11 protein-coding genes and 1 other RNA gene are annotated in these 14,008 nt (G+C 63.8%); 6 read left to right on the top strand and 6 right to left on the bottom strand.

Annotation, left to right across the window (positions count from 1 at the left end; all coding sequences use genetic code 11):
- Positions 1-101: 101 nt before the first annotated feature.
- Positions 102-665, top strand: coding sequence for a fasciclin domain-containing protein (locus Q4610_RS13850; RefSeq protein ID WP_304536551.1), 564 nt, complete (start codon positions 102-104; stop codon positions 663-665).
- A gap of 70 nt (positions 666-735) precedes the next feature.
- On the opposite strand, the gene Q4610_RS13845 is transcribed toward Q4610_RS13850, so the two are convergent.
- From Q4610_RS13845 to Q4610_RS13835, 3 genes are read right to left on the bottom strand one after another with little or no spacing between them, the layout of a single operon-like run.
- Complete coding sequence (locus tag Q4610_RS13845) at positions 736-1,083, bottom strand: GFA family protein (protein ID WP_304536550.1); 348 nt, start codon at positions 1,081-1,083, stop codon at positions 736-738.
- Positions 1,084-1,111: 28 nt separating this feature from the next.
- Complete coding sequence (locus Q4610_RS13840) at positions 1,112-2,695, bottom strand: cisplatin damage response ATP-dependent DNA ligase (protein WP_304536549.1); 1,584 nt, start codon at positions 2,693-2,695, stop codon at positions 1,112-1,114.
- 58 nt (positions 2,696-2,753) lie between these two features.
- Entirely contained in the window at positions 2,754-3,746 is a 993-nt protein-coding gene (locus Q4610_RS13835) for a ligase-associated DNA damage response exonuclease (protein ID WP_304536548.1), read from the bottom strand.
- 143 nt (positions 3,747-3,889) lie between these two features.
- Between Q4610_RS13835 and Q4610_RS13830 the strand changes: the two genes are divergently transcribed.
- From Q4610_RS13830 to Q4610_RS13815, 4 genes are all read left to right on the top strand, one after another.
- Positions 3,890-5,119 (top strand): BtaA family protein, encoded by a 1,230-nt coding sequence (locus Q4610_RS13830; RefSeq protein WP_304536547.1) that lies wholly within the window; start codon positions 3,890-3,892, stop codon positions 5,117-5,119.
- A complete protein-coding gene (locus tag Q4610_RS13825) occupies positions 5,116-5,760 on the top strand; it encodes a class I SAM-dependent methyltransferase (RefSeq protein ID WP_304536546.1) in 645 nt (214 codons plus the stop codon). The genes Q4610_RS13830 and Q4610_RS13825 overlap by 4 nt, the downstream gene beginning before the upstream one ends.
- 11 nt (positions 5,761-5,771) lie before the next feature.
- Positions 5,772-6,125: a transfer-messenger RNA gene (gene ssrA, locus Q4610_RS13820) on the top strand.
- Between the two features lie 283 nt (positions 6,126-6,408).
- Positions 6,409-6,801 carry a tetratricopeptide repeat protein gene (locus Q4610_RS13815; protein ID WP_336622870.1) on the top strand — a complete coding sequence of 131 codons (393 nt, stop codon included), beginning with the start codon at positions 6,409-6,411 and terminating at the stop codon, positions 6,799-6,801.
- A gap of 347 nt (positions 6,802-7,148) precedes the next feature.
- Here the strand turns inward: Q4610_RS13815 and Q4610_RS13810 are convergent, their stop codons facing one another.
- Both Q4610_RS13810 and Q4610_RS13805 read right to left on the bottom strand, forming a co-directional pair.
- Positions 7,149-9,866, bottom strand: a complete 2,718-nt coding sequence (locus Q4610_RS13810; RefSeq protein ID WP_304536545.1) for a TonB-dependent receptor domain-containing protein — start codon at positions 9,864-9,866, stop codon at positions 7,149-7,151.
- Between the two features lie 92 nt (positions 9,867-9,958).
- Entirely contained in the window at positions 9,959-11,545 is a 1,587-nt protein-coding gene (locus Q4610_RS13805) for a hypothetical protein (RefSeq protein ID WP_304536544.1), read from the bottom strand.
- A 297-nt stretch (positions 11,546-11,842) separates the two neighbouring features.
- Here Q4610_RS13805 and Q4610_RS13800 point away from each other — a divergent pair, with 297 nt between their 5' ends.
- A complete protein-coding gene (locus tag Q4610_RS13800; protein WP_304536543.1) occupies positions 11,843-13,282 on the top strand; it encodes a CYTH and CHAD domain-containing protein in 1,440 nt (479 codons plus the stop codon).
- Between the two features lie 7 nt (positions 13,283-13,289).
- Here the strand turns inward: Q4610_RS13800 and Q4610_RS13795 are convergent, their stop codons facing one another.
- Entirely contained in the window at positions 13,290-13,946 is a 657-nt protein-coding gene (locus tag Q4610_RS13795) for a prolyl hydroxylase family protein (protein WP_304536542.1), read from the bottom strand.
- Positions 13,947-14,008: the final 62 nt, after the last annotated feature.

Raw genomic sequence — 14,008 nt, 5'->3', positions numbered from 1 at the left:
CTGTGCCCTTTAGGTCATATGTGCATCCATTGGCCAAGGTCAGGCGTATCTGCCGCGCATCCCGACCCTTCTGGGGTGCCAAGATGCGGAAGGATGTTCCTATGAAATTCACCCCTGTGACAATCGCGCTCGCCAGCATGGCTCTGGCCGTCAGCGGCGGCGGGATCGCCCATGCGGCGATGGCCGAAAATCCGATGGTCGGCGGCGCGGCGATGTATCCCACCAAGGACATTGTCGACAATGCCGTCAATTCCAAGGACCACACCACGCTGGTCGCTGCCGTCAAGGCCGCCGGACTGGTCGAAACGCTCAAGGGCGCCGGGCCGTTCACGGTGTTCGCGCCGACAAATGCCGCATTCGCCAAATTGCCGGCGGGCACGGTCGACACGCTGCTGAAGCCGGAAAACAAGGCCACGCTGACGAGCGTTCTGACTTATCATGTCGTGCCGGGCAAGATGAACGCCAAGGACATCGCCGCCAAAGCTGCGGCCAATGGCGGCAAGGCCATGCTGACCACGGCCCAGGGCGAAACGCTGACCGTATGGCAGAAGGGTTCGGACTGGTATGTCACCGATGCCAAGGGCGGTTCCGCCAAGATCACGATCGCGGACGTCAATCAGTCCAACGGTGTCATTCACGTCGTCGACACGGTGCTGATGCCCTGATCCCGTCATGATGTGAAGGCCGACGGGCCGACGGCTGCACCCCCATGCCGTCGGCCCGTTCATATGTATGTCAGAAGCTGGCGCCGTCGACTTTCTGGATCGTCAGCGCGTCGATATCGATCGATGGCACGCAGCGCAGGTTGACCGCGCGCATCTCGCCCTGCGGCGATTGGCCGATCGCGAAGGCCTGCGTTCCGCAGGTCTTGCAGAATTGATGCGTGATGGCGTGCTTGTAGAACAGATAGTCGGTCAGTTGGTCCGCACCACTGTCCAGGCTGAACTGGTCTGCGGGCACGAAGGTCAGGACGAAACCCTTCCGGCTGCAATGGGAGCAGTTGCACACCATTCCCTGCGTCGGCGTATCAGCCGCGACCGTGAAGGTGACGGCGCCGCAATGGCAGCTTCCGGTGTAGGGCATATCCGCTCTCCTTTCGCGCCACCTTGCGTCAACTGATCAGCTTCTTCAATCCCTCCACCGTATCCGCCTCCGCCGCCGGCTTGTCCTTCCTGATGCGGGCGATGCGGGGAAAGCGCATGGCCACGCCCGACTTGTGCCGCTTGCTGTCGTGGATGGAATCGAACGCAACTTCCAGCACCAGCGTCTTTTCGACCTCCCGCACCGGCCCGAAACGCTTGACCGTATTCTGGCGCACGAAGCGGTCGAGCCATTTCAATTCCTCGTCCGTAAAGCCGCTATAGGCTTTCCCGACCGGGTGCAGCTCGCCCTCGGCCGTCCAGCAGCCGAACGTATAGTCGGAATAGAAGGACGAGCGCTTGCCGTGACCGCGCTGGGCATACATCATCACGCAGTCGGCGGTCAGCGGATCGCGTTTCCATTTATACCACAGTGCAGCCTTGCGTCCGGCGACATAGGGGCTGTCGCGGCGCTTGAGCATCACGCCCTCGATCGCGGCGTCGCGAGCGCCCGCGCGAATATCGGCAAGGGCTTCGAAGTCCGGGGCGTCGATGACGGCGGACAGGTCGAAGCGGTCGGATGCGAGCGAAGGCATATAGGCCTCCAGCCGGGCGCGGCGATCCGTCCAGGACAGCGCGCGCAAATCCTCGTCCCCATCGAGCAGCAGGTCGTAAAGGCGCACGAAGGCGGGATAGTCGGCCATCATCTTCGCCGTCACGGCTTTGCGACCCAGCCGCTGTTGCAGCGCGTTGAAGCTTGCCGCCTCGCCACCCTGGAAATCGCCCCTGACCAGCAGTTCGCCGTCCAGCACGCCATGCCCGGTAAAGGCATCGGCGATTTCGGGGAAGCTGTCGGAGATATCGTCCCCGGCGCGGCTGTAAAGGCGTGTTTCCTGCCCGGTTCCGACAATCTGGATGCGGATGCCGTCCCACTTCCATTCCGCGGCATAGTCGTTCAGGTCGACGCTGTCGGCCTCCAGCGGATGCGCCAGCATGAACGGGCGAAAATAGGGCGTGCCTTCGGGGTCTGGGCGGCCGGTGCGCCCTTCGGCCCAGTCGAACAGGGCGGTGTAGGGCGGGGTGAGGGCGTGCCAGACCTGCTCCACATCATCGACATCGAGGCCGAAGCCCTGGGCGAAGCCGGTCTTGGCAAGGCGGGCGGAGATGCCGACGCGCAGGCCCCCGGTGGCGAGTTTCAGCAGGGCGAAGCGACCGGAGGAATCGAGATGATCCATCATCTGCGCCAGCGCGTCCGGCGCGGCGGCGCGGCTCAGCCCAAGCAGGCGGTCGATGACGGCGGACAGGCTGAGGGAGCCGTCGTCCAGTTCGGCGGGCTGGTCCTCCCGCTTGGGCCAGAGGAGCGCGACAGTTTCGGCCAGGTCGCCGACATAGTCGCGACTCATTTCATAGAGGACGGGATCGGTGCGGGCGTGGATCATCTCGCCAATCGCTGAGGATTTCACGGCTTTCAGGTCGAGATTGCCGGTCAGGGCGGCCAGCGCCCAGCCACGGTCCGGGTCCGGCGCATCGCGCATATAGGCGGCGATCAGGTTCAGCTTCGCGTTGCGCGAGCGGGTATAGACCAGGCCGTCGAGCAGTTGGGAAAATTGCCTCATCCTAGCTGGCGCCTCTGCGCACGCGCTTGCAGGAAGGCATTATGGCTTTTGTCGCGCATCACCCTGCATCCTCATCTTCACGGCCGACCAGCGCCAGGGCGCGGGCGCGGATCTGGTGGGTCATGCACCAGTGGAGCAGGGCTTCCTCCCGCCCATGGGTGATCCAGGTTTCGGTTGGTGCGACCTGCCGGATCGTGTCGGTGAGTTCGTCCCAGTCGGCATGATCCGATATGACCAGCGGCAGTTCCACATTCTTCTGCCGCGCGCGCTGGCGCACCCGCATCCAGCCGGACGCCATGGCGGTGATCGGATCGGGCAGGCGGCGGCTCCAGCGGTCGTTAAGGGCGGACGGCGGCGCAACGATGATGTGGCCGCGCATGTCCTTTGCCGCCACGCCGGTCGCGGGGCGCAGTTCGCCCATGTCGACACCGAAATCCTGATAGAGGGCGCACATCCGTTCCATCGCGCCATGGACATAGATGGCGTCATGATGGCCGCGTGCGCGCAGTTCGCAGATGACCCGCTGCGCCTTGCCCAGCGCATAGGCGCCGACCAGCACGCAGCGATCCGGGTTGGCGTGCAGCGCCGCGAGCAGCCGGTCCATCTCGCTGCCGGTGTCGGGATGGCGGAATACGGGCAGGCCAAAGGTCGCCTCCGTCACGAAAATGTCGCAGGGGACCGGCTCGAAGGGTTTGCAGGTCGGGTCGGGCCGGCGCTTGTAATCGCCGGTCACGACCACCCGCTCGCCCGCATGCTCCAGCACGATCTGCGCCGACCCCAGCACATGACCGGCAGGCACGTAGCGGATCGTGACGCCGCCCATGCGGACATCCTCGCCATAGCCGACCGCCGTGCCGCTGGCGGTGCCGTAGCGCAGCGCCATGATCGCCAGCGTTTCGCGCGTGGCCCAGACATGGCCATGGCCGCCGCGGGCATGATCGGCATGGCCGTGCGTCACAAGCGCGCGCTCCTGCGGTAGCGACGGGTCGATCCACGCATCGGCGGGGCGGACATAGATGCCGGTGGGATGGGGTTCGATCCAATGGGCCATGGATGCACAAGATGGGAGAGCGGCTTGCGGTTCCGCAAGGCCATTTCCCCAAAGGCCGTCATCACCCTGTCATCGCGGCGTCATGCGGGCGACACGCCCTTGCCCTATCGGCGCGCCAACGACCCGGCAGCGAGGAGCGCCCCATGACAGGAACGGCCCATCGGAAAGTCACCAGCGCGGTGCATCGCCATCACCACCTGTCGAAGCAAGGACTGCTGGAGCGTGCCTTTACCTTCGCATTCCGGGGCCTGGTCTATGCCCAGATCTGGGAAGATCCGGCGGTGGACATGGAGGCGCTGGCCATCACGCCCGACAGCCATGTCGTGACGATCGCTTCGGGCGGCTGCAACGTATTGTCCTACCTGACCGCCGATCCGGCGAAGATCACGGCGGTCGACCTCAACACCGCGCATATCGCGCTCAACCGGCTCAAGCTGGCGGCGGCGCGGACCTTGCCCGATCACGCCGCCTTCCACCGCTTCTTCGCGCAGGCCGACAGCCGGGACAATGTCGCGGCCTATCGCGACATCGTGGCGCCCCATCTGGACGAGGCGACGCGGCGCTACTGGGAAGGGCGCGACCTGATCGGCCGACGGCGGATCGGCGGGTTCGCACGGGGCATCTACAAACATGGGCTGCTCGGCCGCTTCATCGGTGCGGCGCATCTGCTGGCGCGGCTGCATGGCGTAAACCCCAGGCGGATGCTGGACGCGCGCAGCCGCGACGAGCAGCGCACGATTTTCGAAGCCGAACTGGCCCCGATCTTCGACAAGGGCTTCGTGCGCTGGCTGACCAGCCAGCCGGCGTCGCTGTTCGGCCTGGGCATCCCGCCCGCCCAGTTCGAGGCGCTGGCGGGCGACGCGCGGATGGACAGCGTGCTCAAGGCGCGGCTGGAGAAGCTGGCGTGCGATTTCGACCTCAAGGACAATTATTTCGCGGTGCAGGCGTTCGGGCGGGGCTATGCCGCCAAAGACGGACAAGCCGAAGGGCCGCTTCCGCCTTATCTTCAGGCGGCGAACCATGATGCGGTGCGGGCGCGGGCCGACCGGGTCGATGTGCGGCACATCAATTTCACCGATTTTCTGGCGAGCCAGCCGGCGGCGTCGTGCGACCGCTATATCCTGCTCGACGCGCAGGACTGGATGGACGATGATCAGTTGAACGCGCTCTGGGCGCATATCACGCGCACGGCACGGCCCGGCGCGCGGGTGCTGTTCCGCACGGCCGGGGAACCCAGCATATTGCCGGGGCGGGTGGTCGACGCGGTGCTGGACCGCTGGGACTATCGGGCAGACGCCTCGCGCGACTATAGCGCGCGCGATCGATCGGCCATCTATGGCGGCGTCCATCTCTATGTGCTGAAGGGCGAATGATGAGCCATGGCCAGTTGATGGACGGGGTCTATCGCTACCAGCGGCATATCTACGACCTGACACGCAAATATTATCTGCTGGGCCGCGACGGGCTGATCGCGGATCTGGACGTGCCGGCCGGAGGGACCGTGCTGGAAATCGGGTGCGGCACCGGGCGCAACCTGATCGCGGTGGGCAGGGCGTGGCCGCAGGCGATGCTGCATGGCGTCGACATCAGCGCAGCGATGCTGGACACGGCGCGCGTTGCGGTGGCGAAGGCGGGCATGGCCGGCCGGGTGGTGCTGGCGCAGGGGGATGCGTGCGGCTTCGATCCGCAGGCGCTGTTCGGGCAGGCCGGGTTCGACCGCGTGTTTATCAGCTATGCGCTGTCGATGATCCCCGACTGGGAGCAGGCTCTGGCGCAGGCGGCGCGCTGCGTCGCGCCGGGCGGGCGGCTGGAGATCGTCGATTTCGGCCAGCAGGACGGGTGGCCAGCCCTGTGGCGGCGCGCGCTGTTCGGTTGGCTGGCGCGATTCCATGTCGCGCCGCGGGACGGCCTCAACCCCGCGATGACGCGGGTGGCGCAGGAGAGTGGCGGGATCGCCCATAGCCGGACGCTCTATCGCGGCTATGCGGTGCGGGGCGGCTGGGTTCGCGGCTGATCACACGCAAGCGGCTTGAAAAAGCCTTCGCTTGCGCCCATATGGTGGGTGCCGGGTTCGCCCGGCTATGGTGATAAATTGTGTCGTATAATAGACGCAACGGACCCGGGGGCAGTACCCGGCGGTTCCACCAGAAGGCCCCGGTCGCGCCAAGCGCCGGGGTTTCCTGACGGGGCCGAACTAGGATCGACGTGTGTTGAAAGGCGATATTTTTACCCGGCCCGTGTAAGCCGTTAAACTGTGCAAAACTCACAAGTGCCAACGATAACGAAGCACTCGCCATTGCAGCGTGAATGAGGGCCTAACGGCCTGACCTCACTCTAAAATAGCGCGGTTGAACCCACCGGGCAACAGAAGGGAATTCAGCGGCCCCCGGAGGCGCCGGGCAACAGAAGCCTCCGGACCCTTTCCCACATCGACGACTTGAAAGCTGTCGGGCGCACTGTGCTTGCGTCAGGCCGATTGATTCGAATCGGGTCGATTTCGGCAATTATTTAAATTACGCTTTTATGACAGTATCGCGTAAAATTGATAAGTTATTGATTTTATGTAAAAGTAAATCGGTTTTTCGGCTTTCGTGCACCCTTGCCCCCATGTCATCTAAGTGAAATACTTCTGGGTATAGTAGGAAGTTTTTTTGGAGGTCGGATGATGATGAAGGTCGCTGTGATGATGGGGCTGGCGCTGGCGGCGATCACGCCCGGCATGGCCCAGGCAGCGTCCGAGCCGCAGGATGTCGTCGTGGTCGGCGTGCCCGACAGCAGCCTTGCCGCCAAGGCGCTTTCGGCCGGCCGGTTCGAGGATGCCAGGCGCAAGCTGGCGGCGATGCCTGTTTATGGCGAAAATGATCCTGCGCGCCTCATCAACCTGGGCAATGCCTATGCCGGGCTGGGCCGCATGGGGCAGGCCCGCGAAGCCTATCGCGCCGCACGCTTTGCCCCGGAGGTGACGCTGGTGCTGGCCAATGGCGCGGAAGAATCCTCGCGCGATGTCGCGCTGCGGGCGCTGGACCGGCTCAACCCCCGTTATGCGATGCGCTGATCGTCGCTGACTGGTGCAGAAGCGGGGCGCCGTCCGGCAACGGGCGGCGCCCTTTCCATGTCGGCGCGTGCTGTTATCGAGAGGGCCCCTTCGTCATGCGTGGCGCGGGCGCCACTTCCCTTGCCAGGGTAGGACGGGTTTTGGGCAATGGAGGTGATAGCCAGGGGACCAAAGCGCGCTGCGTTTAACCGGATGCAGGTCGCGGGCGCTAATTTTGTTTTCGCATCGTTTCTGGGGGGGGGCGGTCCCCACTTTTCCGCACGATGCTCTATCCCGCAACGCAAAACGGCCGGGTCGCCCCGGCCGTTCGCTTTGTCCTGATTGCCTTGTTCCGGGACCGAACCCGATCAGAAGGCGACGGTGAAGGACGCGGCCAGGGTGGTGCCCAGCTTGTAGCGGTTATAATAGACCTTCGTGCCGCCCTGTTCCTGAAATTCCTGATATTTGCGGCCGGTGATGTTGCGGGCCTCGAACTTCAGCTCGCTCTTGACGCCGCCGGGCAGGGTGATCCCCTGGCGCGCGACGAAATCCAGCGTCAGGCCCGGCTTTTCCTTGATATCGGGTTGCAGGTTCGGACCGCGGCTGGTGACGCGGGGGCTGGCATAGGTCAGCAGCAGGGTTTGCTGTGACAGCTTGTCCGTATCTTCCAGCCCGATCTGGAGATTGACCAGATGATCCGACTGGCCGGTCAGCGGCACCCCGTTCATGAAATAATCGGACGCCGCCGGCAGATCGCCGACCGTGTAGGTATAGGGGATGGTCGTATCGCCTTCCCGCACCTTCAGCTTCGATTGGGTATAGGTGTAGTTGGCGATCAGCGCGATGCGGCGGCTCTGGAAGAAAGCCGAATCCCAACCGTCGAGCGGGACATATTTCTGCGCTTCCAGTTCAAGGCCATAGAGCGTGGCTTCCGGCGCATTGGCGAAGCTGGTCGTCACCGCATAAGTATCGGTGATGGTGGTGAAGGTTTCGATCGGATTTTCGATCTTCTTGTAGAAGACTGCGCCAGTCAGCCGCTCTTCGCGTCCCAGATACCATTCCGCACGAATGTCCGCATTCCACAACTGGCTATCCTGCAAATAGGGATTGCCGCGATAGAAACGGTTGGAATCGGTGTCGAGGAAGGGTTGGGCAACCAGTTCGCGGAACTGCGGGCGGGCGATCGTCTTTGACCCGCTTGCACGGAACTGGAGCTTGCGCGTCGCTTCATAGGTGATGGTCACGGCCGGCAGCCAGTAATCCTGCCTGATCTGGTTGAACGGGGTGACGCCGGTATTATACACGTCCACGCCCGTTACCGACTGTTCGCCCTTTTCGTAGCGAACACCCGCATTGATGGTCAGGCCCGGCACGATTTTCGCCTGGATCTGGCCATAGCCGGCATGAACCCGCAGCGCCGCGTCATAGACGGGATAATTGCCCGAAAATTCGAGCAGGCTGATATCGTACAACTGGATCGACGCATCCGATAGCAGATAGTCGGGGCGAAGCTGTTGCACCGGGATCGGCAGATTGGTCGCGTCATAATGGAGTTCGTAGCGTGACGACCTGCGCTTCGTGTCGGTATAGGCGTAGCCCGCCGTCAGCGATACATCCGGCGAGAATTTATAGCTGAGGTCGGCGCTGCCCGACCACAGATCCTCGTTGAGATCGCTGAAGGTGATCGCCGCGTCCCCGCGCTGGCGATTGAGCGCGTTGATGAAGCGGTCGCCGACCGGATCGATACTGGTATCGACATTGCTGCGGACATATTCAAAGTCCCGCTCATAGGGCGCTTCGCGTTGCGAATTGGCGTAGCTGCCGCGCATGTCGAGGCTCAGCGCGTCGCTTAGCTTGAATTCGCCCACCAATTGGGTGTTGATGAGCTGGCGTTCGTACCAGGCCGTGCTCTGGTTCATATAATCGGCGGTCTGGATCAGGCCGTCATTCCGGCCCACTGCCAGCGCGCTGCGCTTGAGCGTGTCGCGGATATAGAGGTTGGTCCAGCGCAGTTTCTGGTCGCCCAGTTCCAGCCCGAAGCCCAGCAGCCCGTTCACCGTCACCTGATTGTCGGTCGCTACCTGCTGATAGCTCTTGCCCGCGCCCTGTTCGACGTTGAGCGATGCCTGCTGGAGATTGTCACGGGTGCGCCATTTGTTGCTGTAGGACGCTGTGGCGATGATGCCCAGCCGTCCGTCGCTACCCATGTCGAACGCCGTACCGGCATTGAGCGAGCCGGAGAAGTTGAACGGCAGGCTGTTGGTGCGCTGCACGACCGAGGTGTTGCTGTTTTCAAAGCTCATCCCGATCGCGCGCAGATCGGCGCGTGGAATGTTGGAGAAGGGCGTGCCGCTGCCGATCGCTTGCTTGAGCAGGCGCGGCACGTCGCGGGTGCCATCGTCAAAGCCGGTCCAGTCGGACTTGCTGCCATAATAGGTATAGCCCAACTGTCCCGATGTTTCGGTATTGGCCGAACTGCCCAGGCCGATTTCCAGATAGGATTCAGTCGGGATCGCCTTGGTCGTCAGGTTTATGACGCCGCCGCCGAATTCGCCAGGGAAGTTGGCGGAATAGCTTTTCTGGACCAATGTGGAAGCGATAACGCTGGTCGGGAAAATGTCGAGCGGCACGACGCGCTTGAGCGGTTCGGGGCTGGGCAGGGGCGAGCCGTTGAGCAGGGCGAGCGAATAACGATCACCCAGGCCCCGGACATAGACATAGCCGCCCGACACGACCGACAGGCCGGTGACGCGCTGGAGCGATCCGGCGATGTCGCCTTCGCCCGTCCGCTTGATGTCGGCGGCGGACAGGACGTTCACGACCTGCGGCGCGGACTGGGATATATTGCTGGAGCGGCGGCCTGTCACGACGATGTCGGCGCCGGGAATCGATACGTCGACAGTGCCCTGCGCCGCAGCGGCTGCATCCGTGACGCCGGGCGTGGTCGACATGCCGGCATCGCCGCTGTTCCCCTGGTTCGCGCTGGTCGTGCCGCCAGTGGTGGTATCGGTCTGCGCAACCGCCACAGGGGCGATCAGCGCGGTGGAAATCAGGAGCAGGCGCGCCAGGCTGAGCGGCTTCGACATGCTATATGTCCCCCTTTGGGAAAGTGCGTGCAAAGAAGGCGGGGAAGCGTTGGTGAAACGCTCCCCCGCCCCTGTTGAGGTCATGGGTCCGATCAGGTGGTCGGAATGGCGGTGCAAGCCTTGCTGCTGCTGCCGAAGTTCGCTGTCACCGAATTGCAGGTCCATCCGGCGTACCAGGTGTCGCTGCTATCCTTGACCGCGCCCACATAGTTGGTGGTGGTGAAGGCGCTGTCGATCGTCTTGGGATCGGTGGCGACCAGGGCGGTTTCGGTGGCGCCGTTGACGAACAGGCTGGTCAGCGACGGGGTGTAGCTGATCGTGCTGTTCGGGCCGGCTTCGAAGATCGAGCGGACAGTGGCCGCATCGACGCCGCGATTGCCGGAGAAGGGCGTGCCGCTGCACTGCATCGCAACCGAGATGTAGCGCGGCTTGCCAGCATCCTGAAGCGCGGTGTTGGCGTCGCGGACCGTGGTGGTGCTGTCGATACGCAGGCAGGTCTGGGTCGGCGACACGATCAGGCCGTTCACCAATGTCAGATCCGCGCCGCCCCGCAGCAGCATGGCAGCGGCATTGGAGCCGACAGTAGAGCGGTTGATCCAGGTAAAGTTGGCGACCTTCACATATTGGCGCGGCAGTGCGTCCTCGCCATTGTTGCTGCCCGATCCGCCATTGGAATCGGTTTCCATGAAGCTGTCGCCGATATTATTGCCTTCGCGCTGCGCGCCCAGGACATATTGGATGGTGCCACGATAACCGATGTCGGTGTCGAGATTGTCGTCCTCGTTACCCGTCAGCACCAGATAGCGCGGATGGACCGATCCACCGAAAATTTCGATGCCATCATCGGAACTGTTATGGACCTGGATATGATCGAGTTGCGTGCCGGTGCCGACGCCGGACGGGGTCAGGCCCTGCAACTCGCTCGACCCGGACAGAACATAACCCGAATAGCGAATCTGGACGTAGGACATGCGGCCCGAATTGTCGGCGTCGTTGGCGCCGCCATACAGCGCGTTGCTGGCACCTTCGGTGTCACGCTGGCAGGCGGCGGTGCCTGGCGCGGCATCTGGCCCCAGACAGTCGGTGATCCGCGCGCGGCCCAGCAGCACGACGCCACCCCACTGACCCGATGACTGGTCGGTCGCAGTGCCCAGCACATTTTCGCGGCTGGTAAAGATGATCGGCTGGCTGGCGGTGCCGACCGCGTTGATGCGATTGCCGCGATTGACGGCCAGGAAGGTGTTGCCGGTGGCGGCAAAGATGGTGACGCCCGGATCGATCGTCAGCGTCACGACATTATTCGTGCTCGCCGCGCCCTGATCCGTTCCCACATCGACGCGGCCGGGCATCGAATAGATGACACCCGCCACCTTGGCGATCGCCGTGTTGCTGTTGAAGCGCGAGGGGAAGCCGCAGTTGCGCCAGGTGTTGGTGCCGTCGGTGATGGTGCCGAGGTTATTGAGCTGGTCCGAACCCGCGATGGTGGGGCAGTCGGCCGCCGGCGTCACGGCTGTGGGTGTCGGCGTGGGAGTCGGCGTCGGGGTGGGGGTTGGCGTCGGGGCGGGAATGACGATCGTGCCTTCGCCGGGCGAAGCGATGTCGTCCGCGCCGCAGGCGCTCAGGCCCACGCAGGCGCAGCTCGCCATCAGGATCGTGTGGATAGGGTTCATCTTGGCCATGTCGTCTCCGCTCCGGCGGCAAGCCGGGATAGTTGAGGTGCGGAGCGCAGGGGAATTCGATTCGGACAACGCCCCCTGTCGCCCTCCGAGGCGGCAGTTAGGCGGTATGCATGACAGTCACATTTTGATTTGATGACGTTTTGGGGACTTTGAAATGACATTTTAAAGACGGTTGCGCCATCGCAGCAAAAGTCCAGCATGCAGGAATGTTGGGCCATTTCCGAGTCCCGGCCTTTCCATGCTAAAGCCTGTCGGGCGATGCATGGAGGGTGATGCATAGAGGGCGAGGGATATGATGTGCAGCCGGAAATTGAACTGAAGCTCGACATCCTGCCCGAATGGACCGACGCCTTGCTTGAGTGGCCGGGCCTGCCACCGGACAACAGGGTGGAGTCGCTTCATGCCACCTATTTCGACACGCCTGACCGCCTGTTGGCCGCGCGGGGATTCAGCCTGCGCATAAGACGATCGGGGCGTCGACGTGTCCAGACAGTCAAGGCGAGCGGGAAGGGTGGTGCCGGCCTGTTTGCGCGCGATGAATGGGACATGCCGGTTCGCGGCAACGTGCCGGTGCTGGACGATCGCAACCCCATCGCCGCTCTCCTGGGTGATGCGGTCACGGCAATCGCGCCGATCTTCACGGTCGAAGTCGAACGTCGCATCTGGCTGGTGAACGAAGGGGATGCGACGATCGAACTGGTGCTGGACATCGGCATGATCCATGCGGAGGGGCGCAAAGACCCTGTTTGCGAAATCGAACTGGAATTGAAAGCGGGTGATCCGTCCGCCCTGTTCGCGCTCGCCCGGCGGATCGACAGTGACATTCCGGTGCGGCCGGGTGTCCTGACCAAGTCCGAACGTGGATATCGCCTGCGCGATGCGCTGCCCGGCGCCTTCAAGGCGGAGCCGGTCATGTGCGATCCTGCAACGGATATCGGGTCGGCCTTTGTCCAGGTCATGGCGGCCTGTCTGCGCCAGTATCGGCTGAACGAGGCGCTGCTGCTGCGCCATTACAGGGGCGAGGCGCTACATCAGGCGCGGGTCGCCGTTCGCAGGTTGCGATCCGCCCTGACCCTGTTCAAGCCGGTGCTGGGGAAAGCGGACAGGATGCGCTTTCGGGGCGAGCTACGCTGGCTGGGGCATCTGCTGGGCGAAGCGCGCGATCTGGATGTGCTGCTGGAGCAACGCGCGCCCGGCGATCCGCATCGCGTCACGCTGGAACAGGCGCAGGCCGACGCCCATGCGCGCGTGCTGGACTGGCTTGGCTCCGCGCGCGTGCGGATGCTGATGATCGATCTGGTCGAATGGCTGGCTTCGGGGCCGGTCAGGCGAAAAGCCGGGGCGGCGGCGGCGCACCTGGCCGCCAGGCGGCTGCGCCGCTATCGTCGCAGGATCGCGAAGCGGGGGCGGCGTCTGGACCGATTGACCGACGAAGCCCGCCATGCGGTGCGCAAGGACGCCAAGACGCTGCGTTATGGCGCGGCGTTTTTCGGTAGTCTGTTCGATCGCAAACGCCAGCGGCGGCGAAGAAAGACATTCGTTGCCGCGCTGGAACGGATGCAGGCTGAATTGGGCGCGCTCAATGATCTGGTCAGCGCGCCACGCACGCTGGCGCGCTATGGTCTTGTGGACGCGCCTTCGCCGGTCGAGCGTGATGCCCTGCTGGCCGCCGCCGCGAAGGCGCAGGCGGACTTTGCCGATTGCAAGGGGTTCTGGTCCGATTGCAAGGGCTTCTGACGGTAGATCAGCCCCAGGGGCGTTCGCGATACCATTTGGTGATGACATGTTTGACGCCGCTGCGCACTTTCATGCCGTGGTGAATGCTGGCCGGATTGGGCTGGCCATCGGGCAGGCGGTTGTTCCACGCCAGCAGCTTGCCGGTTTCGGGCTGCACCGTCTTGCCGATCTTCGTGAAGCGGGTCGCGCCGCCGGCGGCAGGTGCGTTCAGATAGACCATCAGCGTCCAGGTGCGGTTGCCCGCGACACTGCAATATCTGGGATAGTCCGCGCCCTTGGGATCGAAATAATCGGTATGGGCCTTGAACTCCTGCCCTACCGCATAACGCTGTCCCTGGATCGGTTCGCCATGGGCCGTCGCGATGCCGGCAAAGGCGTCCAGCCGGGCATTGATCGCCGCCACGAAGGGATCGCCATGGTCGAGATCGCATGTCTCGCTGGTGCGGAAATACTGGTCGCCATTGGCATCGGCGATGGTTGACGGACGCCTTTGCGCATCGATGCGGGCGATCAGTCCGGCGCAATCCTGCGCCGTCAGGAAGGCGCGCTGGATGAACAGGGTCAGATCCCGGCTCGGTACGCGCTGGATGCGCGGATGCGCGCCGATCCGGGCGGGATCGCCATCGGTGGCGGTGGGGGATGCAAGATGGACGATCGGGGTCATGACAGGTCCTGGCGGAATATCGGCGGCTCAGACATCGCCACAGCTATCGCCCGGCCCCGTAA

It is taken from the genome of Sphingobium cyanobacteriorum (assembly GCF_030580935.1).
Taxonomy (GTDB): domain Bacteria; phylum Pseudomonadota; class Alphaproteobacteria; order Sphingomonadales; family Sphingomonadaceae; genus Sphingobium; species Sphingobium cyanobacteriorum.
This window is presented reverse-complemented; position numbering and strand designations above follow the sequence as displayed.